We start from the raw sequence: 20,960 nt of genomic DNA on the forward strand, positions 1-20,960 counted from the left end.
GCCGTCCCGTGATCCCGGGTGCACGCCTCATCATCCTCGGCCGGCAGGGAGCCGGTAAGGGGACGCAGTGTGTCCGACTGTCGCGCCACTACGTCGTCCCGCACATCTCGACGGGTGACATGCTGCGCGCCGCGGTCCGCGAGGGCACCGAGCTTGGCCTGCTCGCGAAGCAGATCATGGAGGAGGGCGGTCTGGTCGGCGACGACATCATGATCGGCCTGGTCGACGAGCGGCTCGCCAAGCCCGACGCCGACAGTCGCGGCTACATCCTCGACGGGTTCCCCCGCACGGTCGCGCAGGCGCAGGCGCTCGACGAGCTGACCGCCGCCAAACCGATCAACACGGTCATCGACCTCGACGTGCCCCGCGAAATCGTGCGCGAGCGTCTCTCGGCGCGGCGCGTATGCCGTGACTGCGGCACCAACTACACGGCGAGCGACAACGAACCGTCGCCGTGGATCTGCGACGTCTGTGGCGGCGACGTGCAGCAGCGCGCCGACGACACACCCGAGGCGGTCGACCGTCGTCTCGACCTCTACGAGGAGCAGACCGCTCCGTTGATCGAGTATTTCAGTAGCCGCGGTGCACTCGCCGTGGTCAATGGTGTCGGGCATCCCGACCACGTGTTCAAGCGTCTCACCGACGCGATCGAGGCCCGCCGGTAGGCGGCCCACCGCTAGCACATCGCCTCGGAAAAGTGGCGGATCCTGCCATTGGGGATCGCGCCCGCTTCCGATAGCATTGCTAGTCGGTCTGTGTGCAGACCACCAACGAAAGTCCGCTGAGCTGGGGAAATCCTCAGTTCGTACCGAGGAGAGTTTCCCCTGGCAAAGCCCAAAGACGACGCCATCGTGCTCGAAGGCACGATCGTCGAGTCGCTTCCGAATGCAATGTTCCGTGTCGAGCTCGAGAACGGCCACAACGTGTTGGCCCACATCTCGGGGAAGATGCGGATGCACTACATCCGCATTCTGCCCGGCGACAAGGTGCAGGTGGAACTCACTCCCTACGACCTCACCCGAGGCCGTATCACGTACCGATACAAGTGAGCCGAAGAATTGAGATGAAGTCGTGAAGGTCCGACCGAGCGTCAAACCCATGTGCGAGAAGTGCCGCGTCATCCGCCGGCACGGCCGCGTCCAAGTCATCTGTGAGAACCCGCGCCACAAGCAGCGCCAGGGCTGAGAAGAGAGTACGAGAATGGCACGTATTGCTGGCGTCGACATCCCCCGCGAGAAGCGGTTGGAGATCTCGCTCACCTACATCTTCGGGATCGGTCTCACGACCTCCCAGAAGATCTGTGATGAGCTCGAACTCGACCGGAACACGAAGGTGTCCAACCTGACCGAGGACGAGGTCAACAAGATCCGTCAGTACGTCGACCAGAACCTCACCATCGAAGGTGACCTGCGTCGCGATGTCCAGAACGACATCAAGCGCAAGATCGAGATCGGGTGCCTGCAAGGCGTCCGCCACCGCAAGGGCCTTCCGGTCCGCGGGCAGCGCACCCACACCAACGCCCGGACCCGCAAGGGCCCGAAGCGCACGGTGGCCAACAAGAAGAAGGCAGTGAGGAAGTAAGCCATGGCCAAGGCAAAGCCGGGCGGTCGTCGCCCCCGCAAGCGCGATCGCAAGAACGTCTCCTCGGGTGTCGTGCACATCAAGAGCTCGTTCAACAACACGATCGTCACCATCACCGACGCACAGGGCAACGTGATCTCCTGGGCATCGTCGGGTGCCGTCGGCTTCAAGGGCAGCCGCAAGAGCACGCCCTACGCTGCCCAGCAAGCCGCCGAGCGCGCGGCGAACGCAGCGATGGAGCATGGTCTCCGTCGCGTCGAAGTGCAGGTGAAGGGCCCGGGTTCGGGTCGCGACACCGCGGTTCGTTCCATCCAGAACACCGGCATCGAGGTCACGTCCATCAAGGACGTCACGCCCGTGCCGCACAATGGCTGCCGCCCGCCGAAGCGGCGCCGAGGCTGAGGTAGATCATGGCTCGTTACACCGGACCCAAGGTGCGCCTTTCGCGTCGCCTCTCCACCAACATCTTCGAGAACGAGAAGGGCCGCAAGGCGCTCGATCGTCGTCCCTTCCCGCCGGGGCAGCACGGCCGGACCCGCCGTCGCAACGCCGGCAGCGAGTACCTCGCCCAGCTGCAGGAGAAGCAGAAGGCCAAGTACATCTACGGTCTGCTCGAACGGCAGTTCAAGAAGACCTACAACGAGGCGAACCGTCTGCAGGGGCCGACCGGTGAGAACCTGTTGATCCTCCTCGAGACCCGTCTCGACAACGTCGTGTACCGAGCCGGCTGGGCATCGACCCGCCCGCAGGCCCGTCAGTTCGTGAACCACGGTCTGATCAAGGTCGACGGCAAGCGAGTCGACATCCCGTCGTACCGTCTGAAGCAGGGGCAGGTCGTCACGCTGAGCGAGAAGGCCACCAACATGATCGTCGTGCAGCACAACATCGACACGCTCGACCGGTCGCTCGTCGGCTGGCTCGAGACGGGCGATGGTGGCAAGCAGGTCACCGTCCGCAGTCTCCCCCAGCGCGAGCACATCGATGTGCCGGTGCGCGAGTCCCTCATCGTCGAGCTCTACTCCAAGTAGTCCGCTCGCCGCCGCGGCGTGAGCCGCCGCACCTCAACACGTCACCCGCGAAATCAGCGTCATCGGACGCTCAGAAAGGACCCGGCAGCACATGCTCGTCATGCAGCGCCCTTCCGTCGAAGCCCTCGGCGAGGAGAGCAACAACCAGCAGCGCTTTGCGATCGGTCCGCTCGAGCCCGGCTTCGGCCACACGCTCGGCAACTCACTCCGTCGTACCCTGCTCTCGTCGATCCCCGGCGCAGCGATCACCACGGTCCGCTTCGACGAGGCGCTCCACGAGTTCGACACGATCTCGGGCGTCGCCGAAGACGTCACCGACATCATTCTCAACCTGAAGGACGTCGTGCTGACGTCGGTCGCCGACGAGGCGGTCAACCTGCGCCTCGACGTGCGTGGCCCGGCGGTCGTGACCGCCGGCGACATCGAGTGCCCCGCCGACGTCGAGGTGCTCAACAAAGACCTCCACATCGCGACGCTCAACGGCAAGGCACGCCTGTCGATCGACCTCAGCGTCGAGCAGGGTCGCGGCTACGCGTCGAGCCAGCGTGAGATCGAGACCCGCACGATCGGTGTCATCCCGATCGACGCACTGTTCAGCCCGGTCCGCCGGGTGAGCTTCGAGGTCGAGCCGACCCGCGTCGAGCAGTCGACGAACTACGACAACCTGATCATGGAGATCGAGACCGACGGCTCGATCGATCCGGCCGACGCGCTCGCCTCGGCCGGCGCCACGCTCCGGTCTCTGGTCGACCTCGTGGCCTCGATGAGCGAGGAGCCCAAGGGCCTCGAGCTCGGCGAGATGATCGACACCACCACCTCGTCGCCCGACCTCGACCTGCCGATCGAAGACCTCGATCTGTCGGAGCGGCCGCGCAACTGCCTCAAGCGGGCGCAGGTCAACACGGTGGGCGAGTTGCTCACCAAGAACGAGGACGACCTGTTGAACATCACCAACTTCGGCCAGAAGAGCCTGGACGAGGTCAAGGAGAAGCTGGACGAGCGCGGCCTCACGCTGCGCGGCTGACGTCCAGTTCGCACTGATTCGAAAGACACACTGACATGCCTGCAACCCCACGCCGCGCCACCAACTTCGGTGGCAGCTCCCAGCACCAGCGACTCATGATGGCCAACCTGGCCGCGTCGCTGTTCGCTGCCGAGGGCATCACCACGACCGAAGCCAAGGCGAAGGCGCTCCGCCCCATCGCCGAGAAGCTGATCACCAAGGCCAAGAAGGCCCAGGACGGCCCGATGCGAGTGCACCGGATCCGCCAGATCCAGGGCTACCTCGGCGACCGCGAGATGACGCACAAGCTGATCAACGACGTCGCGCCGCGGTACACCGAGCGCAACGGCGGCTACACCCGCATCCTGAAGCTCGGGCCGCGCCCGGGCGACGCCGCCAAGATGGCGCGCATCGAACTCGTCTGATCGACGACCCGGACCGGCGCAGCCCGTCCGAACGGTCCCGACCACATGGTGCAGAACTGACTCGAACCCGGTGCCACGGCACCGGGTTCGAACAATTCGGGGTGGCGGCCGACACGGACGCTCATGGCCTCCCAGGGCGCCTCGGTGCCGGCGATGACGTCGACGGTGTTCCCGTCGTCTGCGGGCCAGGCCGCCCGTAGTCTGGCCGGATGCCCGAGGTCGCATCGTCCGCCGACGCGGAACTGCGTCGCGCCCGGTTGACGGTGGCGTATCGCGGCACCGACTTCCGCGGCTTCGCGGAGAACCGCGGCGTCCGCACGGTGATGGGCGATCTCGTGAGGGCAGCGTCGAAGGTCGCCCGCCGCGATCTGGAGTTCTCGATGTCGGGTCGCACCGATGCCGGCGTGCACGCCTGGGGCCAGGTGATCTCCGGAGACCTCCCGGCCGGTCTCGACCTGGGCGATCTGCAACGGCGGGTCAACAAGATGTGCGCCCCGGAGATCGCCATCCGTTCGGCCGAATGGGCGGAACCCGACTTCGATGCCCGCTTCTCGGCGACCTCCCGTCGGTACCGGTACCACGTGTGGAACGATCCGGCGCCGAACCCGCTGCTCGCCGACATCAGCTGGCACGTGCACCGACCTCTGGACGTCGACGCGATGCAGGCGGGTGCGCTTCCGCTGCTCGGCGAACACGACTTCGGATCGTTCTGCCGCAAGCCGAAGATGCCCGACGACATGGAGCCGGCGAGCTTGGTGCGGATCCTCCGCGAGGCGTCCTGGACCCGCGTCGACGACACGCCGATGCTGCGTTTCGAGATCGCCGGGAGCGCGTTCTGCCACCAGATGGTCCGTTCGATCGTCGGCACGCTCGTCGACGTCGGGCTCGGCCGGATCGCGGCGGCCGCGATGCCCGGGATCCTGGCCGCCCGCAACCGGGAGTCGGCCGGCACCGTCGCCCCGCCGACCGGGCTGGTCCTCTGGGAGGTCGGCTACGACGGCGTCCGCTGGGATGCCGACCGCGAGAGCTGAGGGCGAGAACCTGGCGGGCACGTTGCCGCGCGTGCCCGCGGCCCCATATCATTACCCGGTTCATTTGCGGCCCTGTCGGCTGCCTGGCTGCGACACCGATTGCAGAGAGTTGCGAGAGCGAAGTTCGATGAAGACGTACACACCGAAGTCCAGCGAGATCACCCGTGAGTGGCACATTGTCGACGCCGAGGGCATGGTCGTCGGCCGCATGGCGACCGAGGTCGCCCGCCTCCTGCGCGGCAAGCACAAGCCGACCTACTCGCCGCACATCGACACCGGCGACCACGTCATCATCATCAACGCCGACAAGGTGATCATGACCGGCGACAAGGCCGCCAAGAAGCAGATCTACCGCCACTCGGGTTACCCGGGCGGCATCAAGAGCGAGACGTTCGACAAGTTCCTCGCCCGCAAGCCGGCCGACGCGGTGCGTCGCACGGTTCGGGGCATGGTGCCGAAGGGCCCGCTCGGTCGTCAGCAGATGACCAAGCTCAAGGTCTACGCCGGCCCCGAGCATCCCCACCACGCACAGGCTCCCAAGCCGTTCGAGATCAAGCGCTGAGAACGAGGAAACCATGACTGCTCCGCTCACCCAGACCACCGGCCGCCGCAAGCGCTCGGTCGCCCGTGCCCGCCTGCGCCCCGGCACCGGCACCATCACGATCAACGGCAAGACCTTCGCCGAGTACTTCCCGACCGATGCCCAGCGCATGGTCGTCAACGAGCCGCTCCGTGTCGCCGAGGCCGAAGAGTCCTACGACATCGACGCCTCGATCCACGGTGGTGGCGTCAGCGGGCAGGCCGGCGCGCTGCGCATGGCGATCGCCCGTTCGCTCGTCGAGCTCAACGGCGAACTGCGCGACCCGCTGAAGAAGGCCGGACTCCTCACCCGCGACCCGCGGAAGAAGGAGTCCAAGAAGTACGGCCTCAAGAAGGCCCGCAAGGCCCCGCAGTTCACCAAGCGCTGATCCCGGCACTCGCCAGGATCCAACGCTCGTGCGCTTCGGCACCGACGGTGTCCGCGGTCGGGCGAACACCGAACTCACTCCGGCCTTCGCGCTGAACCTCGGCCGCGCCGCGGCCCGGGTGCTCGGTGCCGAGCAGGCGATCGTCGGCGGCGACAGCCGGATCTCCACCCCGATGCTCGAGGCGGCCTTCGTGGCGGGACTGGCCTCCGAGGGGGTCGAAGTCCATCGACTCGGCGTCACCCCGACCCCGGCGGTGGCGTTCGAGGCCGCACGCCTCGGCGCCATGGGCGCGGTCATCTCGGCGTCGCACAACGCGTACCACGACAACGGCATCAAGCTGTTCGCCCCCGGTGGCACCAAACTCCCCGACGAGGTCGAGGCGCGGATCGAAGCGGCGCTCGACACGCTCGGCGACCCGACCGGTGAACCGGGGCCCATCCACGGACGCGGAGCGTCGGCCGACGGGTACATCACCCATCTGCTCGACGTGCTCGAGGGCCGTGACCTCACCGGGATGGGCGTGGTGGTCGATGCGGCCAACGGCGCGGCGTCGCATCTCGCCGCCGACGTGTTGGAACGTACCGGCGCCCGCACGATCGTGGTCAACGCCCAGCCGAACGGGACCAACATCAATGCAGCGTGCGGCGCGACCGATCCTGCAGGTCTCCAAGCGGTCGTCACCGCAGAACGAGCCCAAGTGGGGATCGCACTCGACGGCGACGCCGACCGCCTGATCGCGGTCGACGAACTCGGTCAGGTCGTCGACGGCGACCACATCATCGCGATCTGCGCCCTCGACCTTCGTGAACGTGGCCTCCTCCGCGACGACACCGTGGTCGTCACCGTGATGACGAACCTCGGCTTCCGACTGGCGATGGAGTCGGCCGGCATCGACGTCGTCGAGACGCCCGTCGGCGACCGGTACGTGCTCGAGGCGCTCAACGCCGGCGGGTACTCGCTCGGCGGCGAACAGTCGGGCCACGTGATCTTCGCCGATCGGGCCACGACGGGTGACGGCCTGTTGACCGGTCTCGTGCTGCTCGACGTGGTGCATCGGTCGGGCAAGCCGCTGTCCGAACTCGCTGCCTCGGCCATGACCCAACTTCCCCAGGTGCTGGTCAACGTGCCGGTGGGGGCGCGGCGCGACGACGCCGTCGAGCTGCTCGCCGCCGACGTGGCCGCGTGGGAGCAACGACTGGGTCACACCGGTCGGATCCTCGTTCGTCCGAGCGGTACCGAGCCGCTGGTTCGGATCATGGTCGAGGCTCCGACCGGCGAGCTCGCGAACGACGTCGCCGAAGCGTTGCGTGACGTGCTCGTGACCGCGACCGCCGAGTGAGCGCGGCCACACCGATCCGCCCCCGCTCGGTAACCTGATCGTCATGTGCGGCATCATCGGTGTGCTCGGTCGGCCGACGTCGCGCCCGGTGCCGGGTCGAGACGAACTGGTGCACCTGCTCGATCAGGCCATCGAGTGTCGAGACGACGTCGCCGGCGCCACCGCGGTCCTGCGACGCATCGACGCACTGCTGCGTGGCGTGCCCGGTGTGTCCGCCCTCGCCGATCACCCCGAGACCGTCGCCCAGATCACGTCGCGACTCGACCGACTCGACGGTGTGGCCGACGAATTCGATGCGTCGATCGAGGCGGCCGCACCCGCTCCCGAGGAGCTCGAGCAACTCAGTGCCCGTTCGATCGAGTTCCGTGACGTGCTGTGGGCGATCCGGTACGACCGGCTGCGAACCGCCCGTGAGGTCGGTGGGCTCGCCGGGCGCGACGCCGGGGCCGGCTCGCTGGCCGGCTATCTCGCCGTGCAGCAGGCGTTCTCGGCACTCGATCGTCTCGAGGTGCGGGGGCGCGACTCGGCCGGAGTCCACGTCTTCGTGAACGAGCACGGACTCGATCTCGATGACCCGGCGGTCCAGGCTGCGATCGCCGATCGGTCCCACGACCTGACGTATCAGTCCGGCTCGGTCCGTGTCGTCGAAGGGGTCCTGTCGTTCGTCTACAAGAAGGCCGCCGAGATCGGCGAACTCGGCGACAACACCCGTGCGCTGCGCGCTGCGGTGGCCGGCGACGACCTCCTTCGTCGGGCGTTGGCCGCGCCGACCGCACGCACCTCGGTACTCGGCCACACCCGTTGGGCGAGCGTCGGCATCATCTCCGAACCGAACACGCATCCACTCAACAGCGACGAGATGGAGCGTTCGCCGGCGACGGCGCCCGAGGGCCCGTACGTCATCGCGGCCCTCAACGGTGATGTCGACAATCACGCCGACCTGCGCGTCGAACACGGCCTCGAGATCCCGCAGCAGGTGACCACCGACGCCAAGGTGATCCCGACGATCATGTCGCACCACGTGGCAGCCGGTTCCGCGTCGGTCGAAGCGTTCCGCCGGACGGTGTCGGCGTTCGAGGGCTCGGTCGCGGTCGGCGCGATGAGCGCCGACCACCCGCACCAGATGCTGCTCGCGTTGCGGGGCAGCGGCCAGGGCCTCTACGTCGGTCTCGCCGACGACTGCTACATCGTCGCGAGCGAACCGTACGGCGTCGTCGAGGAGTCCGACCGGTACGTCCGCATGGACGGCGAAGCGGGCGGAGAGGTCGTGGTACTCGACGCGTCCTCGGCCGGGGAGATCGGTGGCATCACGCGCATCGGTTACGACGGCTCGGCACTCCCCGTCACCGACGACGATGTGACCCCCGCCGAGGTCACCACGCGCGACATCGATCGTGGCGACGCACCTCACTTCCTGCTGAAGGAGATCGGCGAGGCGCCCCAGAGCCTCCAGAAGACACTGCGGGCCAAGATCGTCGAGCGTGACGGACTGTTGGCCGCCGCGGTCGGCGAACGGGCGCTCCCGGCGTGGATCGCCGAGCGTCTCGCGAGCGGTGCGATCCGCCGCATCCGTGTCATCGGCCAGGGCACGGCCGCAGTCGCCGGGCAGAGTGCCGCGGCGCTGCTCGACGAACTCTGCGGAGGTGAACTCGACGTCGATGCGATCGCCGCGACCGAGCTGTCCGGGTTCCACCTCCGGCTCGACATGAGCGACACGCTGGCCATCGCCGTCAGCCAGAGCGGCACGACCACCGACACCAATCGAACCGTCGACCTGCTCCGGGCGCGCGGTGCCGCCGTGATCGGCATCGTCAATCGGCGCGGGAGCGACCTGGTCGACAAGGCCGACGCCGTGTTGTACACGTCGGACGGTCGCGACGTGGAGATGAGCGTCGCCTCCACCAAGGCGTTCTATGCACAGGTGGCAGCCGGTGCGCTCCTCGCGTGCGCGATCAGCGAAGCCGCAGGGTTCGGCACGGCGACCCGCCGCCACGAGCTGCTCGCCGGCCTTCGCACCCTGCCCGACGCGATGCGCCAGGTGCTGGCCAATCGTGAGCAGATCGCCGATGCCGCCCAACGACTGGCGCCGTCGAAGCGCTACTGGGCCGTGGTCGGCAACGGGCCCAACACGGTCGCGGCCGAAGAGGTCAGGATCAAGCTGAGCGAGCTCTGCTACAAGTCGATCGCCGCCGACGTCACGGAGGACAAGAAGCACATCGACCTGTCGAGCGAGCCGCTGATCCTCGTCTGCGCGGCCGGTCTGCGTGGGAGCACGGCCGACGACGTGGCCAAGGAGACCGCCATCTTCCAGGCCCACAAGGCGACGGCGATCGTCGTCGCCGACGAGGGCGAGGTCCGCTACAGCGCCGCGGCCACGATCGCGGTGCCGCCGGTCGACCCGGCGCTCGGCTTCGTGCTGTCGGCCATGGTCGGTCACCTGTTCGGCTACGAGGCAGCGCTGGCGATCGATGCGTCGGCCCGGCCGCTTCGCGAGGGCCGCGAGCTCATCGAGCGGGCGGTCGCCGACCACGACGGTGGCGACGCGGTGCTCGCGTCGATTCGCGCCGAACTGCCGGCCGTGTCGCGCAAGTTCGCGGACGGTCTCCGTGACCGCCTGTACGACGGCCATCTCGAAGCGAGCAGCGCGGTCCGTTTGTCGGGGCTGATGCGCGACGCGCTGGCAACCAATCCGGTCGAGACGTACGCAACGTCGTCGGGCAAGGTCGGCACGCCCGGCGCGCTCATCGACGACCTCGTCGCCGGCCTGACCCAGGCGATCGAAGAGCTCACCCGGCCGATCGACGCGATCAAGCACCAGGCCAAGACCGTCACGGTCGGCATCTCCCGCAGCGACGAAGGCGTGCTCGACCGGGCGCTGGTCCAGGCCACGCTCGCCGCCGGTCCCGGCCGCGATGTGCTCAGCTACCGCACCCTCAAGGTGCTGGCCGACCTCGACCCCGCCGTCATCGAGGTCACCGGGTTCACCCGGTACCGGATCGAGGGCGACACCATCTCGATCGTCGACCGCGGCGGCATCTCTCGCGAGCTGCAGAGCCGGGTCGACCAGAACGCTCGGCTCGTCGGTACCAAGCACCGTGTCGCCGATGCTCGCGAGTTGCTGGTCGCCCGCGGCCGCCGCGACGGACGGATCGTGATCTTCGTGCCCGAGGTGAAGGCCGACGTCTGTACGGGTATCACGTTGCTCCACGTCCGGTTACACGATCGCCTCCCGGCCGACACGATGCGCGCCGTGCTGCAGGGGTACGACCACCGGTTCGATCGCCTGGTCGACTGGGTCTCCGAGACCGAGGGCGAATTCGACCAGAGCAGGCTCGGCGAGCTCCCCGTCGCCGACCTGCTGATCGCGCCGATCTCCGAGACCGCCGACCTCTGGCGAAGCTGACCGCATGATCGGCATCGGGGTTGACGTCGTCGAGATCGAACGGTTCCGCCGGTCGCTCGAACGCACGCCGACGATGCGCGACCGGTTGTTCACCGACGTCGAACTCGCCTACGTCGCCCCGCAGAGCGACCCGGTGCCGTCGCTCGCCGTACGGTTCGCCGCGCGCGAGGCGGTCATGAAATCGCTGGGACTCGGCCTCGGTGCGTTCGGGTTCCACGACGTGTGGGTCGAACGCGCATCATCGGGCGCACCGTCGTTGGCGTTCGCCGGACGGGCAGCCGAACTCGCCACCGAAGCCGGCGTCACCCGATGGCACGTGAGCCTGACCCATTCCGATCTCGTCGCCGTCGCGTACGTGCTGGCGGAGTGAGGCGTCCGCGTCGATGATCCCGGTCGCCACCCCCGACGACAAGCGCTCCGCCGACGAGACGGCCGACGTCGAGCTCGCCACCCTGATCGAACGTGCGGGCGCCGGTGTCGCCGCGACGGCGATCTCGCTGCTCGGTGGCCGCTACGGGCGCACCGTCAACGTGCTCGCCGGGCCCGGCAACAACGGAGCCGACGGGCGTGTCGCCGCGTCCCGGCTCGCCGCCGAGGGCATCCGGGTGAGGGTGTTCGACGCGCTCGACGCGCCGTCGACGCTGCCGGCAGCCGATCTCGTGATCGATGCCGCGTTCGGTTCCGGTTTCCGCGACACGTGGCGGTGTCCCGACACCGGTTCGGCGAAGTTGCTCGCGGTCGACGTCCCGACCGGGCTCGACGCCGCGACCGGCATCGCCGGCGATCACACCCGTCGTGTCGATGCGACCGTCACGTTCGGCGCGCCGGCCCCGGGGCACGTCCTCCAGGACGGGCCGCGCCTCGTCGGTGAACTCCATGTGGTCGACATCGGACTCGACATGCCGACGTCGACGATCCATGTGGTCGAAGCGGCCGATGTCGCCACGTGGGTCCCGGTCCGATCGGCCGACGCCCACAAGTGGGCCGACGGTGTCCGCATCGTCGCCGGAAGTGCGGGGATGACGGGCGCCGCCCACCTCGCGGCGGCCGCCGCGATGCGAGCGGGTTCGGGGATGGTGGCGGTCTCGAGCCCCGGCATCCACTCCGATGTCCCCACCGAGGTGATCGACCGCCGGATCCCACCGTTCGACTGGTCGGGGGCGGTGCTCGCCGATCTCCACCGGTACCACTCGCTCGTCATCGGTCCCGGGCTGGGTCGCGAGGAGTACACGATGCCGTCGGTGGTGACCACGGTGCTCGAGGCGGTGGTCCCCACCGTGGTCGACGGTGACGCGCTGTTCGCGCTCTCGTGGAACGAGGAGGGCAACCCGTCGTTCCTCACCGAGCGCGAGGTGCCGACCGTGCTGACGCCGCACGACGGCGAGTTCGGCTTGCTCACCGGGCGCCGTCCCGGTCGCGACCGCATCGCCGCGGCGCACCACCTCGCCAGGATGGCCGGAGCCGTCGTGCTGCTCAAGGGTCCGACCACGGTGGTGGCCGAGCCGAACGGCCGCACGCTCCTGGTGACCAACGGATCGGAACGGTTGGCGACGGCGGGGACCGGTGACGTGTTGTCGGGCCTCATCGGGTCGTTCCTCGCCCGCGGTGCCCGCGCCTTCGAGGCCGCTGCCGCGGCCGCCTGGGTGCACGCCGATGCGGCGACCCGATGCGGTGCCGGCTTGGTCGCCGGTGATCTGATCCCGCTGATCCCCGACGCCATCGAGGCGTGCCGGTCGGCATGAGGCGTCGTCCACTCGTCCGCCGGGTCGCCGTCCTCGCAGCACTCACCAGTGGCGCGTTGGTCGGTGTCGCTGTAGCTGCCGACGGTATCGACGGCGCGGCCGAGACGCCCACCCAAGCTGCCATCCGGCTCGATCCACCCGACCGGGCGGTCGTGATCGGTGACTCGGCGATCGCCGCGCTCCGATGGGTGCCGGGCGCCGACAATGCGATCGTCGGCTTCGGACACACGCTCGATCTCGAGTCGTGCCGACGCTTGTTCCTCAGTTCGTGCATCGGGCGCGAGCAGCGGCGCCCGCCGACGCTGTACGACGCGATGGACTTCCACGCAGGCAAGTACGGCACCTTGGTCGTCGCCACCGGCTACAACGACGGTCCCGAGGCGTTCGATGCATCGTTCCGGGCGGTGGTCGACAAGGCGCGCCTGCAGGGGTTCGATCGGATCGTGTGGTTCACGCTGCGCTCCGACGTCGACTACGTCTCGCCCGGGTCGGTCGGCAACCACGAGGTCTTCGCCGAGAACAACGCGTCGCTGCACGACCTGCTCGCCACCGGCGACTTTCCCGACGTCGTGCTCGCCGACTGGGGCGGCTACACCGCCGAGCTGAGCCACTGGTTCGTCACCGACGGTGTCCACTACCGCCAGATCGGTGCCTGGGGCGCTTCCGACTACCTCTCGCGCAAGATGGCGTTCCTCGACGGACGCGCCTGCCCGTTCGCCGTCGACCCGTCGCGAGAACCCGAGAACCCGTGCCCCGATCCCGACGTCACCGGCCCGGTCGCCGACATCGAGGCGCTGTACCCGATCGGTGAGGACGGGGTGCTCTGCTACGAGATCGGTGACGACCGCACGATCGAGTGCCGGTCCGACACCCACGTGATCCAGCTCACCCGCGTGCTGCAGTTGGGTGACCACGGCGATGATGTCGAGGCCCTCCAGACCCGCCTCGTCCGGCTGGGGTTGCTCACCGTCGGAGCCGACGGCAGCTTCGGGCCGTCGACCCGTTCGGCGGTCGAGTCGTTCCAGCAATCGAACGGGTTGACGATCAGCGGGGTCGCCGACGTCGCCACCCTGGACACGCTCGGTTTCGACACGAGCGCGGTCTCCGGATGACCGACGAAGACGACCCGGTCGGTCGGTGGGCCTGGGCCGAGATCGAGCCCGACGCGATCGAGCACAACGTGCGGGTGATCCGCGCCGCCGTGGCGCCGTCCGACGTGTGGGCGGTGGTGAAGGCCGACGGCTACGGCCACGGTGCCGTCGTCGTCGCCGAGGCCGCGCTGCGGGGCGGTGCCGCCGGCTTGTGCGTGGCCCTCGTGATCGAGGGTGTCCGGCTTCGAGCCGCCGGGCTCGACGCGCCGATCCTCGTGCTCAGTGAGCAGCCGGTCTCGCAGATCGACGAGATGCTGGCCAACGGTCTGACGCCGACGGTGTACACGCCCGAGTTCGTACGGGCCCTCGCGGCGCGGTCCGCCGATGTCGGCGTGCACGTCAACATCGACACGGGGATGCAACGGGTCGGTGTCCGAGCCGGCGACGTGACCGGGCTCGTCGATGCGCTCGCGTCGTCGGACCTGAGCGTCGAGGGGGTCTTCACCCACCTCGCGTGTGCCGACGAACCACGGGCCGACTCGAACCGGCTCCAGCTCGACCGCTTCGACGCCGCGCTCGCCGAACTGCGCCGTGCGGGAATCGAGCCCCGGCACGTGCACGCTGCCAACTCTGCCGCGGCGCTCGCGTTGCCCGACACCCGACGTTCGTTCGTGCGTTCCGGGATCGCCATCTACGGCGTCTCGCCGGGCGCCGGAGTCGACCACCTGTGCGGCGAGCTCCGGCCGGCGATGACCCTCGCCGCCCGAGTCTCGTTCGTCAAGCGGGTCGATGCCGGGTCGAGCATCTCCTACGGATGGCGGCACCGCTTCGAGCGCTCGACCACCGTCGCCACGGTCCCCATCGGGTACGCCGACGGCGTGCCGCGCCGTCTGGGCACCCTGCCCGATCGGCCGGGCGCCGAGGTGCTGATCGGCGGCCGCCGCCATCTCATCGTGGGCGTGGTCACGATGGACCAGTTCATGGTCGACGTCGGCGACACCGAGGTGCGGGTCGGCGACGAAGCGGTGCTGATCGGTGCCCAGGGCGACGACCGCATCCGCGCCGAAGACTGGGCCGACCGTCTCGGCACGATCGGATACGAGGTCGTGTGCGGAATCGGCGTTCGCGTGCCGCGGGTCGTTCGGACTCGCCGCGAACCCTCGTAGCATCGAGCCGTCATGATGTTGCGCGCCGACTCCCTCGCCGCCACGCATGCGATCGCCGCCGCGATCGCATCGCTGTCGCGGGCCGGCGACATGATCGTGTTGGCGGGCGAGATGGGCGCCGGCAAGACCGCCTTCGCCCAAGGCTTCGGTCGTGCGCTCGGGATCACCGACGCGATCACATCGCCCACCTTCACACTCGTGCACAGCTACCCCTGCCCCGACGGCCGACGGACGCTCCACCACGCCGACATCTACCGTCTCGACCGCACCGGCGACGTCGAAGAGCTCGCGCTGCACGAACTCGCCGAGTTCGGCGGCATCGTGTTGATCGAGTGGGGCGATGTGGCAGCCGGGGGCCTCGGTGAGCACCTCGAGGTCAGACTGCGTCACGATGACGACCTCGACATCGATACGACCGAGGAGTCCGACGACGACTCCGACGACGAGTTCGGACTCGACTCGTCACGCACGATCGAGCTGCACGCCACCGGCTCGTCGTGGGCCGGTCGATGGGACCGACTCCAGTCCGACCTCGAGGCCTACCGGTGGTGACGGCGACATGTTGATCCTGGGGATCGAAACCGCGACCGAGCAGGTCGGTGTCGCGATCGGCGGCCACGAGGGCGTCATCGCCACATTCGAGGTCGCGCGAGGGCGGCGTCACGCCGAGATCCTGACACCGGCGATCGAGTTCGTGTGTCGGCAGGCCGACATCGAGATCGAGGAGATCGGCTGCATCGCGGTCGACACCGGACCGGGTCTGTTCACCGGGATGCGGGTGGGCCTCGCATCGGCGAAGGCCCTGGCACTGGCACTGCGGATCCCGGTGATCGGGATCAGCTCGCTCGACCTGCTCGCGTTTCCGTGCCGGCACACCGACCGGGTGGTCGTGCCGGTGATCGACGCCCGCAAGGCCGAGGTGTTCTGGGCGATGTACCGACAGGTGCCGGGCGGCGTGCAGCAGGTGAGCGCACCCACCGTGGGGCCGGTCGCCGACCTCGTCGCCGACCTGTTGGCGCGCAGCCAGGACGTGCTGTGCGTCGGCGACGGTGCCGAGCGGTATCGCGCCGAGATCATCGACGGGTACCGATGCGAGATCTCGGCGCCGGTCCACCCGTCGGCCGCTGCGCTGGTGCAACTCGCCCACGCGAAGGCCCTGCGCGAGGAATGGGTGCGCCCCGACGAACTCGAACCGGTGTACCTGCGAGCGCCCGATGCGCAGATCAACTGGGCGACCCGCGAGAGCCGACCGTGAGTGTCGTCCCACGCTTCCTCGGCAGCGACCGGGACGCCGAGTCCGAGGCGATCGTCATCGAACCGATGCGACGGCGCCACCTGCGTCAGGCGATGCCGCTCGAGGCCGCGGCCTACCCGACGTCGTGGTCGCGTTCGGTGTTCGAGGGTGAGCTCGACCAGGTGCGTGACGGGTCGCGTCACTATCTCGTCGCCCGCCGAGGCCGAACGGTCGTCGGGTACGCCGGTGTCTGGATCGTGCCCGACCCCGACGGCGACCAGGCCCACGTCACCAACGTGGTCGTGGCACCGTCGGCACGACGGCAGCGCATCGCCAGTCGGTTGCTCGTCGCTCTCGCGACCGAGATCATCGCCCGCGGCTGCGTGGCGTGGACGCTCGAGGTCCGGGCGTCGAGCGAGGGGGCTCAGGGGCTCTACCGAGGGTTCGGATTCGCCCCCGCGGGTGTCAGGAAGAACTACTACGACAACAGTGAGGACGCGATCGTGATGTGGTGCCACGACATCGACACACCCGAGTACGCCGAGCGGCTCGCGAGGTTGGCGGCATGACCCGATCGGTGGTCCCCGACGAGTCGACGCTGGTGCTCGGCATCGAGACCAGTTGTGACGAGACCGCGGCCGCGCTCGTCATGGGCGGCAACGACGTGGTGTCGAGTGTCGTGTCGAGCCAGATCGACATCCACGCCGACTTCGGTGGAGTGGTGCCCGAAATCGCCAGTCGCGCCCATCTCGAGTCGCTCAATCCGGTCATCGCTCGGGCGATCGTCGAAGCGGGAATCGACGAGCAACGGATCGACGCCGTCGCGTGCACGAACGGTCCGGGGCTCATCGGGGCGCTCCTCGTCGGCGTCTCCGCCGCGAAGTCGCTCGCGCTCGCCTGGGACGTGCCGTACGTGGGCGTCAACCATCTCGAGGCGCACCTGTACTCGGCGTTCCTCGAAGACCCGTCGCTCGAGTTCCCGCTGGTCGTGCTGCTGGTGTCGGGTGGTCACACCATGTTCATCGAGATGCGCGACCACGGTCGGTACCGGCTGCTCGGTCAGACGATCGACGACGCCGCCGGCGAGGCGTTCGACAAGGTCGCCCGCTTCCTCGACCTCGGGTACCCGGGCGGTCCGGCGATCGACGCGGCGGCGCTCAACGGCGACCCCGACGCGATCCGGTTCCCGCGCGCGATGACCGACGACCCCGACAACCTCGACGTCAGCTTCAGCGGGTTGAAGACGGCGGTCACCAACTACGTGCGCAAACACCCCGACGTCGGCTCGGCCGACGTGGCGGCATCGTTCCAGATGGCCGTCGTCGACGTGCTCGTTCGCAAGGCGCGGCGCGCCGCCGAGATGGTCGGCGCGACCGGCATCGTGCTCGGCGGAGGCGTCGCGGCCAACTCGTTGCTGCGCGAGGAGATCCTGGGGGCATGCGCCGCCGACGGCATCCGTGGGTTCCTGCCGAGTCGTGCGATGTGCACCGACAACGCAGCGATGATCGCGGCCGCCGGCTGGTACCGATTGAGCAGCGACGGCCCGACCGCGCTCGACTCCGGGGCCACGCCCAACCTCAAGTTGCCACTGCTGACCGACGGCTGACCGACCTCGATGGCGGCCCTATCTCGGGGCGGTGTCGGTGTCGGCCAGGTGCTTCGCTGTTCCGCTGACGGGGACGTCGGTGGCCTGCTTGGGGTAGGTGCCGAACAGACGGTCGCCGGAGTTGGTCGTCACGCCCAGCCAGTAGTGCTCGTTGCGATAGTGGTGTCGTCGGTGGTTGCGGGCGATCCGCCGGTAGTACCGGGTGCGCGGTCGGTAGGTCGTGTGCACCATGAGGTGCACCCACTCGTAGTGGATCAGGCCGATCGCCACGCATGCCCATGCGGTGACGAACGGACCGAGCATCGGCCAGCCGACGATCCACATCAACGGGATCGACCAGGCCGCGGTCACGGCGCCGAACGCGACGACGAAGACAGCGGCGTCGATGCCGCGGAGCAGCAACCAGTCGATGTCGGTCGGATCGAGGTGATGGCGGCGGTGCCCGCTGCCCGTGTCGAGCGTGCGGCTCGTCCAAGAGCTCTCCGGCGCGTGCAAGAGGTGCAGATGGATGATCCACTCGACGGTGCCGGCGATCGCGATCGTGATGGCGATCACCGCGGCGTCTCCGAGCCCGAAGCCGCCGATCGCGAGTCGAGCCACGACCAGTGCGGCGGCCGCGACGAGCAGGACCTGCGCCGACCCACGGCCGACGAACAGCCGGGCGATCTCACGCTTGGTGCCGAGTTCGTTCGAACGAGGGGCGTCCATCAGCGTGCTCCCTGCATCAGCGCAATCCCATGTGGTGGCCCATGGCGGCGGTGGTCGAGCGGAACAGCGCTGCATGGTCGGTGGTCATTCCCCGGGTCTGGTTCGTCAGCTCGAACCCGATCAGCCCGAACAACTGCGTCCAGGCTGCGAGGAACGCGAGCACCGCCGCGTCGGTGGCCTCGACGTCGACCAGTCGAGCGAGCTGGTCGAGATCGTGCGCCAGCTCGGCTCCATGGTCGTCCGGTAGCGGCACCGGTTCCAGTCGGCCGGCGATCGCAGCGTCACGCAGGACGCTCAGGAGTGCGAACGTCACGCGGGTGCCGGGCGCGACCGTGTCGTCGGGCGCCGCATACCCCGGGACCGGCGAGCCGTACAGGAGGAGGTAGTCGTGCGGGTGATCGAGTGCCCAGCTCCGTACGGCGCACGCGGTCGCGGTCCATCGGTCGAGATCGGTGTCGTCGACGTGTTGCCGGGCGGCCTCCTCGGTTGCCGAGCCGAGCGAGTCGTAGGCCTCGATGATGAGGCGGGTCAGCAACTCGTCGCGACTCTCGACGTAGCGATACACGGCGGAGGAGACCATGCCGATCTCTCGAGCGACCGAACGCAGGGAGAGCCCGGAGGCGCCGACCTCGGCGAGCTGCCGGCGAGCGGCATCCATGATCCGTTCGGTGGTCGCCGCTCGGTGTGCGGCTCGGGTCGTCATGGGACCAGTGTGCCCGACGACACGCAATAAACAAGAGCACTGCTCTTGCTTTTGTGTTCGGGTTCGTGTTCACTCGAACGAGAGCACCGCTCTCGAAACTCACAACACCCACCCGATCGACAGGAGATCGCCATGAACACCACGACCGACACCACGACGGGCAGCACGACCGCACCGCGCCGCTACCTCGAGCCCGACTGGGTCAGCCGGCACATCGTCAACCGGATCGTCACGGCACTCGTGAAGCTCGGCGTCGATGCCCGGGGTGCCCGCGAACTGCAGGTCCGGGGGCGCTCGACCGGCGAGTGGCGAACGGTGCCCGTCAACCTGCTGACCCACGACGGTGCCATGTACCTCGTGGCGCCTCGCGGGGACACGCAGTGGGTCCGCAACCTGCGCGTGGCGGGAGGCGGGCGACTCCGTAAGGGGCGCCGCGCGGACGACTTCACGGCGGTCGAACTCGCCGAGGTGGACAAGGTGCCCGTCCTGCGGGCCTACCTGGAACGGTGGGCGTTCGAGGTCGGGAGGTTCTTCGAGGGCGTCGATCACGAGTCGTCCGACGACGAACTCGCGCAGGTCGCACCCGGCTTCCCGGTCTTCCTGGTCACGATGACCTGACGGCGGACGCGGCGTGAGCGGTCGTGCCCGATACCGTTTTCGAAGATGTTGCCCCTCCGGATCGGATCCTTCACGCCGGCGGTGCCGGTCGTGCTCGCTCCCATGGCTGGCGTCACGAACGCGGCGTTCCGGTCGATGTGTCGCGACTTCGGGCCGGACCTGATCTACGTCAACGAGATGGTCATGTCGACCGCGGTGGTCCACCGCAACGACAAGACCCGCCAGATGATGAAGTTCGAGCCCGACGAATCGCCGCGTTCACTGCAGATCTACGGGAGCGATCCCGAGATGCTCGGACGTGCGGTGCACATGGTGTGCGACGAGGGGCTCGTCGACCACGTCGATCTCAACTTCGGTTGTCCGGCGGCCAAGGTGACGCGCAAGGGCGGCGGCGCCGCGGTGCCTGCCAAGCCGGCGCTCCTGCGACAGATCCTGCGCGCCGCGGTCGGCGCCGCCCGTCCGTACGGCGTGCCCGTCACCGCCAAGTTCCGGATGGGCCTCTGGGACGACCTCCGCACCGACATCACCACCGGGTTGATCTCCGCCGAGGAGGGTGTCGCGTGGATCGCGCTGCATGCGCGCACGGTGGAGCAGCACTACGCGGGCGAGGCGCGATGGGAGGCGATCGCCGAACTGAAACAGGCGGTCGACGGCATCCCGGTGCTCGGCAACGGCGACATCTGGGAGGCGAGCGACGCGCTCGACATGATGGCGCAGACCGGGTGCGACGGGGTCGTGATCGGACGTGGCTGCCTCGGGAGGCCGTGGCTGTTCGGTGATCTCGTCGCCGCACTGTCCGGCGGCACACCGCCGCCGACCCGGCTCCTCGGCGACGTCGTCGACACGATGATGGAGCATGCCCGCCGTCTCGTCGCGCACCATGGCGGCGGCGACCAGGAGCCGTTCGCGATGCGCGACTTCCGCAAACACACCGGCTGGTACCTGTCCGGATACCCGGTCGGACCGGCGGTGCGACGCGAGATGTCGATGGTCTCGTCGCTGCGAGAACTCGCCGACCTCGTCGGTCCGCTCGACCGCTCGTTGGCGATCGTCGACGGAGGCGAGCGGATCAAGCGCGGCCACACCAACGGCCCGCGCAAGGTGTCGCTGCCCAAGGGATACCTCGATCACCTCGACGATCTGACGGTGCCCGACGACGGTGCCGTGATGGCGCTGTCCGGCGGCTGACACCGCACGCGAGGGCGTCGGACGCCGGTCCGCAGCGGTTCAAATTGACTCGCGTCGTGTCAGCGGCAAGGATCGGTACACGGTGTTCCCGGTTCCGGCCGGCATGCGCCGTGGGGATCATCGACG

25 protein-coding genes are annotated in these 20,960 nt (G+C 68.7%); 23 read left to right on the top strand and 2 right to left on the bottom strand.

Annotated elements, in window-relative coordinates:
* Window positions 1–8 precede the first annotated feature (8 nt).
* The 21 genes from R8G01_19450 (at window position 9) to tsaD (ending at window position 17,617) form a co-directional block, all read left to right on the top strand.
* Window positions 9–665: an adenylate kinase gene (locus tag R8G01_19450; protein ID MDW3216177.1), complete on the top strand. Its 657-nt coding sequence runs from the start codon at window positions 9–11 to the stop codon at window positions 663–665.
* Window positions 666–824: 159 nt separating this feature from the next.
* Window positions 825–1,049: a translation initiation factor IF-1 gene (infA, locus tag R8G01_19455; GenBank protein MDW3216178.1), complete on the top strand. Its 225-nt coding sequence runs from the start codon at window positions 825–827 to the stop codon at window positions 1,047–1,049.
* Between the two features lie 22 nt (window positions 1,050–1,071).
* Window positions 1,072–1,185 (top strand): 50S ribosomal protein L36, encoded by a 114-nt coding sequence (rpmJ, locus tag R8G01_19460; GenBank protein ID MDW3216179.1) that lies wholly within the window; start codon window positions 1,072–1,074, stop codon window positions 1,183–1,185.
* A 15-nt stretch (window positions 1,186–1,200) separates the two neighbouring features.
* Window positions 1,201–1,581, top strand: a complete 381-nt coding sequence (gene rpsM / locus R8G01_19465; protein ID MDW3216180.1) for a 30S ribosomal protein S13 — start codon at window positions 1,201–1,203, stop codon at window positions 1,579–1,581.
* 3 nt (window positions 1,582–1,584) lie between these two features.
* Window positions 1,585–1,983, top strand: coding sequence for a 30S ribosomal protein S11 (gene rpsK, locus R8G01_19470; protein MDW3216181.1), 399 nt, complete (start codon window positions 1,585–1,587; stop codon window positions 1,981–1,983).
* A gap of 8 nt (window positions 1,984–1,991) precedes the next feature.
* Window positions 1,992–2,609, top strand: a complete 618-nt coding sequence (gene rpsD, locus R8G01_19475; GenBank protein ID MDW3216182.1) for a 30S ribosomal protein S4 — start codon at window positions 1,992–1,994, stop codon at window positions 2,607–2,609.
* A 100-nt stretch (window positions 2,610–2,709) separates the two neighbouring features.
* Entirely contained in the window at window positions 2,710–3,633 is a 924-nt protein-coding gene (locus R8G01_19480; GenBank protein MDW3216183.1) for a DNA-directed RNA polymerase subunit alpha, read from the top strand.
* A 35-nt stretch (window positions 3,634–3,668) separates the two neighbouring features.
* Window positions 3,669–4,037, top strand: coding sequence for a 50S ribosomal protein L17 (rplQ, locus tag R8G01_19485; protein ID MDW3216184.1), 369 nt, complete (start codon window positions 3,669–3,671; stop codon window positions 4,035–4,037).
* A 209-nt stretch (window positions 4,038–4,246) separates the two neighbouring features.
* Window positions 4,247–5,068 carry a tRNA pseudouridine(38-40) synthase TruA gene (gene truA, locus R8G01_19490; GenBank protein MDW3216185.1) on the top strand — a complete coding sequence of 274 codons (822 nt, stop codon included), beginning with the start codon at window positions 4,247–4,249 and terminating at the stop codon, window positions 5,066–5,068.
* 127 nt (window positions 5,069–5,195) lie between these two features.
* Window positions 5,196–5,630, top strand: a complete 435-nt coding sequence (rplM, locus tag R8G01_19495; protein MDW3216186.1) for a 50S ribosomal protein L13 — start codon at window positions 5,196–5,198, stop codon at window positions 5,628–5,630.
* Between the two features lie 13 nt (window positions 5,631–5,643).
* Window positions 5,644–6,036, top strand: a complete 393-nt coding sequence (gene rpsI / locus R8G01_19500; protein ID MDW3216187.1) for a 30S ribosomal protein S9 — start codon at window positions 5,644–5,646, stop codon at window positions 6,034–6,036.
* Window positions 6,037–6,064: 28 nt separating this feature from the next.
* Complete coding sequence (gene glmM / locus R8G01_19505; protein ID MDW3216188.1) at window positions 6,065–7,375, top strand: phosphoglucosamine mutase; 1,311 nt, start codon at window positions 6,065–6,067, stop codon at window positions 7,373–7,375.
* Between the two features lie 43 nt (window positions 7,376–7,418).
* Window positions 7,419–10,778, top strand: a complete 3,360-nt coding sequence (locus R8G01_19510) for an SIS domain-containing protein (GenBank protein MDW3216189.1) — start codon at window positions 7,419–7,421, stop codon at window positions 10,776–10,778.
* A 4-nt stretch (window positions 10,779–10,782) separates the two neighbouring features.
* A complete protein-coding gene (locus tag R8G01_19515; protein ID MDW3216190.1) occupies window positions 10,783–11,148 on the top strand; it encodes a holo-ACP synthase in 366 nt (121 codons plus the stop codon).
* Window positions 11,149–11,161: 13 nt separating this feature from the next.
* The gene (locus R8G01_19520) at window positions 11,162–12,520 is read left to right on the top strand and encodes an NAD(P)H-hydrate dehydratase (GenBank protein MDW3216191.1); all 1,359 of its coding nucleotides are present in this window, start codon (window positions 11,162–11,164) and stop codon (window positions 12,518–12,520) included.
* A complete protein-coding gene (locus tag R8G01_19525; protein MDW3216192.1) occupies window positions 12,517–13,632 on the top strand; it encodes a peptidoglycan-binding protein in 1,116 nt (371 codons plus the stop codon). Before R8G01_19520 ends, R8G01_19525 begins: the two co-directional genes overlap by 4 nt.
* A complete protein-coding gene (alr, locus tag R8G01_19530) occupies window positions 13,629–14,777 on the top strand; it encodes an alanine racemase (protein MDW3216193.1) in 1,149 nt (382 codons plus the stop codon). The genes R8G01_19525 and alr overlap by 4 nt, the downstream gene beginning before the upstream one ends.
* Before the next feature lie 12 nt (window positions 14,778–14,789).
* Window positions 14,790–15,329 carry a tRNA (adenosine(37)-N6)-threonylcarbamoyltransferase complex ATPase subunit type 1 TsaE gene (gene tsaE, locus R8G01_19535; protein MDW3216194.1) on the top strand — a complete coding sequence of 180 codons (540 nt, stop codon included), beginning with the start codon at window positions 14,790–14,792 and terminating at the stop codon, window positions 15,327–15,329.
* A 7-nt stretch (window positions 15,330–15,336) separates the two neighbouring features.
* Window positions 15,337–16,032 (top strand): tRNA (adenosine(37)-N6)-threonylcarbamoyltransferase complex dimerization subunit type 1 TsaB, encoded by a 696-nt coding sequence (gene tsaB, locus R8G01_19540; protein MDW3216195.1) that lies wholly within the window; start codon window positions 15,337–15,339, stop codon window positions 16,030–16,032.
* Window positions 16,029–16,580 (top strand): ribosomal protein S18-alanine N-acetyltransferase, encoded by a 552-nt coding sequence (rimI, locus tag R8G01_19545; GenBank protein MDW3216196.1) that lies wholly within the window; start codon window positions 16,029–16,031, stop codon window positions 16,578–16,580. Before tsaB ends, rimI begins: the two co-directional genes overlap by 4 nt.
* A complete protein-coding gene (gene tsaD, locus R8G01_19550) occupies window positions 16,577–17,617 on the top strand; it encodes a tRNA (adenosine(37)-N6)-threonylcarbamoyltransferase complex transferase subunit TsaD (protein ID MDW3216197.1) in 1,041 nt (346 codons plus the stop codon). The genes rimI and tsaD overlap by 4 nt, the downstream gene beginning before the upstream one ends.
* 18 nt (window positions 17,618–17,635) lie before the next feature.
* Here tsaD and R8G01_19555 read toward each other — a convergent pair whose 3' ends face one another.
* The gene (locus R8G01_19555; GenBank protein ID MDW3216198.1) at window positions 17,636–18,325 is read right to left on the bottom strand and encodes a sterol desaturase family protein; all 690 of its coding nucleotides are present in this window, start codon (window positions 18,323–18,325) and stop codon (window positions 17,636–17,638) included.
* Window positions 18,326–18,341: 16 nt separating this feature from the next.
* Entirely contained in the window at window positions 18,342–19,028 is a 687-nt protein-coding gene (locus tag R8G01_19560; protein MDW3216199.1) for a TetR/AcrR family transcriptional regulator, read from the bottom strand.
* Window positions 19,029–19,160: 132 nt separating this feature from the next.
* On the opposite strand from R8G01_19560, the gene R8G01_19565 reads away from it, so the two are divergent.
* Complete coding sequence (locus R8G01_19565) at window positions 19,161–19,646, top strand: nitroreductase/quinone reductase family protein (GenBank protein MDW3216200.1); 486 nt, start codon at window positions 19,161–19,163, stop codon at window positions 19,644–19,646.
* Window positions 19,647–19,691: 45 nt separating this feature from the next.
* A complete protein-coding gene (dusB, locus tag R8G01_19570; GenBank protein MDW3216201.1) occupies window positions 19,692–20,834 on the top strand; it encodes a tRNA dihydrouridine synthase DusB in 1,143 nt (380 codons plus the stop codon).
* The last annotated feature ends 126 nt before the right edge of the window (window positions 20,835–20,960 follow it).

The organism is Ilumatobacteraceae bacterium (genome assembly GCA_033344875.1).
Classification (GTDB): Bacteria; Actinomycetota; Acidimicrobiia; order Acidimicrobiales; family Ilumatobacteraceae; genus Ilumatobacter.

Bases quoted from the DNA above. Each gene is read 5' to 3' on its own strand.
- rpsM (MDW3216180.1), top strand. From the start codon at position 1,201: ATGGCACGTATTGCTGGCGTCGACATCCCCCGCGAGAAGCGGTTGGAG.
- rpsK (MDW3216181.1), top strand. From the start codon at position 1,585: ATGGCCAAGGCAAAGCCGGGCGGTCGTCGCCCCCGCAAGCGCGATCGC.
- rpsD (MDW3216182.1), top strand. From the start codon at position 1,992: ATGGCTCGTTACACCGGACCCAAGGTGCGCCTTTCGCGTCGCCTCTCC.
- R8G01_19480 (MDW3216183.1), top strand. From the start codon at position 2,710: ATGCAGCGCCCTTCCGTCGAAGCCCTCGGCGAGGAGAGCAACAACCAG.
- rplQ (MDW3216184.1), top strand. From the start codon at position 3,669: ATGCCTGCAACCCCACGCCGCGCCACCAACTTCGGTGGCAGCTCCCAG.
- truA (MDW3216185.1), top strand. From the start codon at position 4,247: ATGCCCGAGGTCGCATCGTCCGCCGACGCGGAACTGCGTCGCGCCCGG.
- rplM (MDW3216186.1), top strand. From the start codon at position 5,196: ATGAAGACGTACACACCGAAGTCCAGCGAGATCACCCGTGAGTGGCAC.
- rpsI (MDW3216187.1), top strand. From the start codon at position 5,644: ATGACTGCTCCGCTCACCCAGACCACCGGCCGCCGCAAGCGCTCGGTC.
- R8G01_19510 (MDW3216189.1), top strand. From the start codon at position 7,419: ATGTGCGGCATCATCGGTGTGCTCGGTCGGCCGACGTCGCGCCCGGTG.
- R8G01_19515 (MDW3216190.1), top strand. From the start codon at position 10,783: ATGATCGGCATCGGGGTTGACGTCGTCGAGATCGAACGGTTCCGCCGG.
- R8G01_19520 (MDW3216191.1), top strand. From the start codon at position 11,162: ATGATCCCGGTCGCCACCCCCGACGACAAGCGCTCCGCCGACGAGACG.
- R8G01_19525 (MDW3216192.1), top strand. From the start codon at position 12,517: ATGAGGCGTCGTCCACTCGTCCGCCGGGTCGCCGTCCTCGCAGCACTC.
- alr (MDW3216193.1), top strand. From the start codon at position 13,629: ATGACCGACGAAGACGACCCGGTCGGTCGGTGGGCCTGGGCCGAGATC.
- tsaE (MDW3216194.1), top strand. From the start codon at position 14,790: ATGATGTTGCGCGCCGACTCCCTCGCCGCCACGCATGCGATCGCCGCC.
- tsaB (MDW3216195.1), top strand. From the start codon at position 15,337: ATGTTGATCCTGGGGATCGAAACCGCGACCGAGCAGGTCGGTGTCGCG.
- tsaD (MDW3216197.1), top strand. From the start codon at position 16,577: ATGACCCGATCGGTGGTCCCCGACGAGTCGACGCTGGTGCTCGGCATC.
- R8G01_19555 (MDW3216198.1), bottom strand. From the start codon at position 18,325: ATGGACGCCCCTCGTTCGAACGAACTCGGCACCAAGCGTGAGATCGCC.
- R8G01_19560 (MDW3216199.1), bottom strand. From the start codon at position 19,028: ATGACGACCCGAGCCGCACACCGAGCGGCGACCACCGAACGGATCATG.
- R8G01_19565 (MDW3216200.1), top strand. From the start codon at position 19,161: ATGAACACCACGACCGACACCACGACGGGCAGCACGACCGCACCGCGC.
- dusB (MDW3216201.1), top strand. From the start codon at position 19,692: ATGTTGCCCCTCCGGATCGGATCCTTCACGCCGGCGGTGCCGGTCGTG.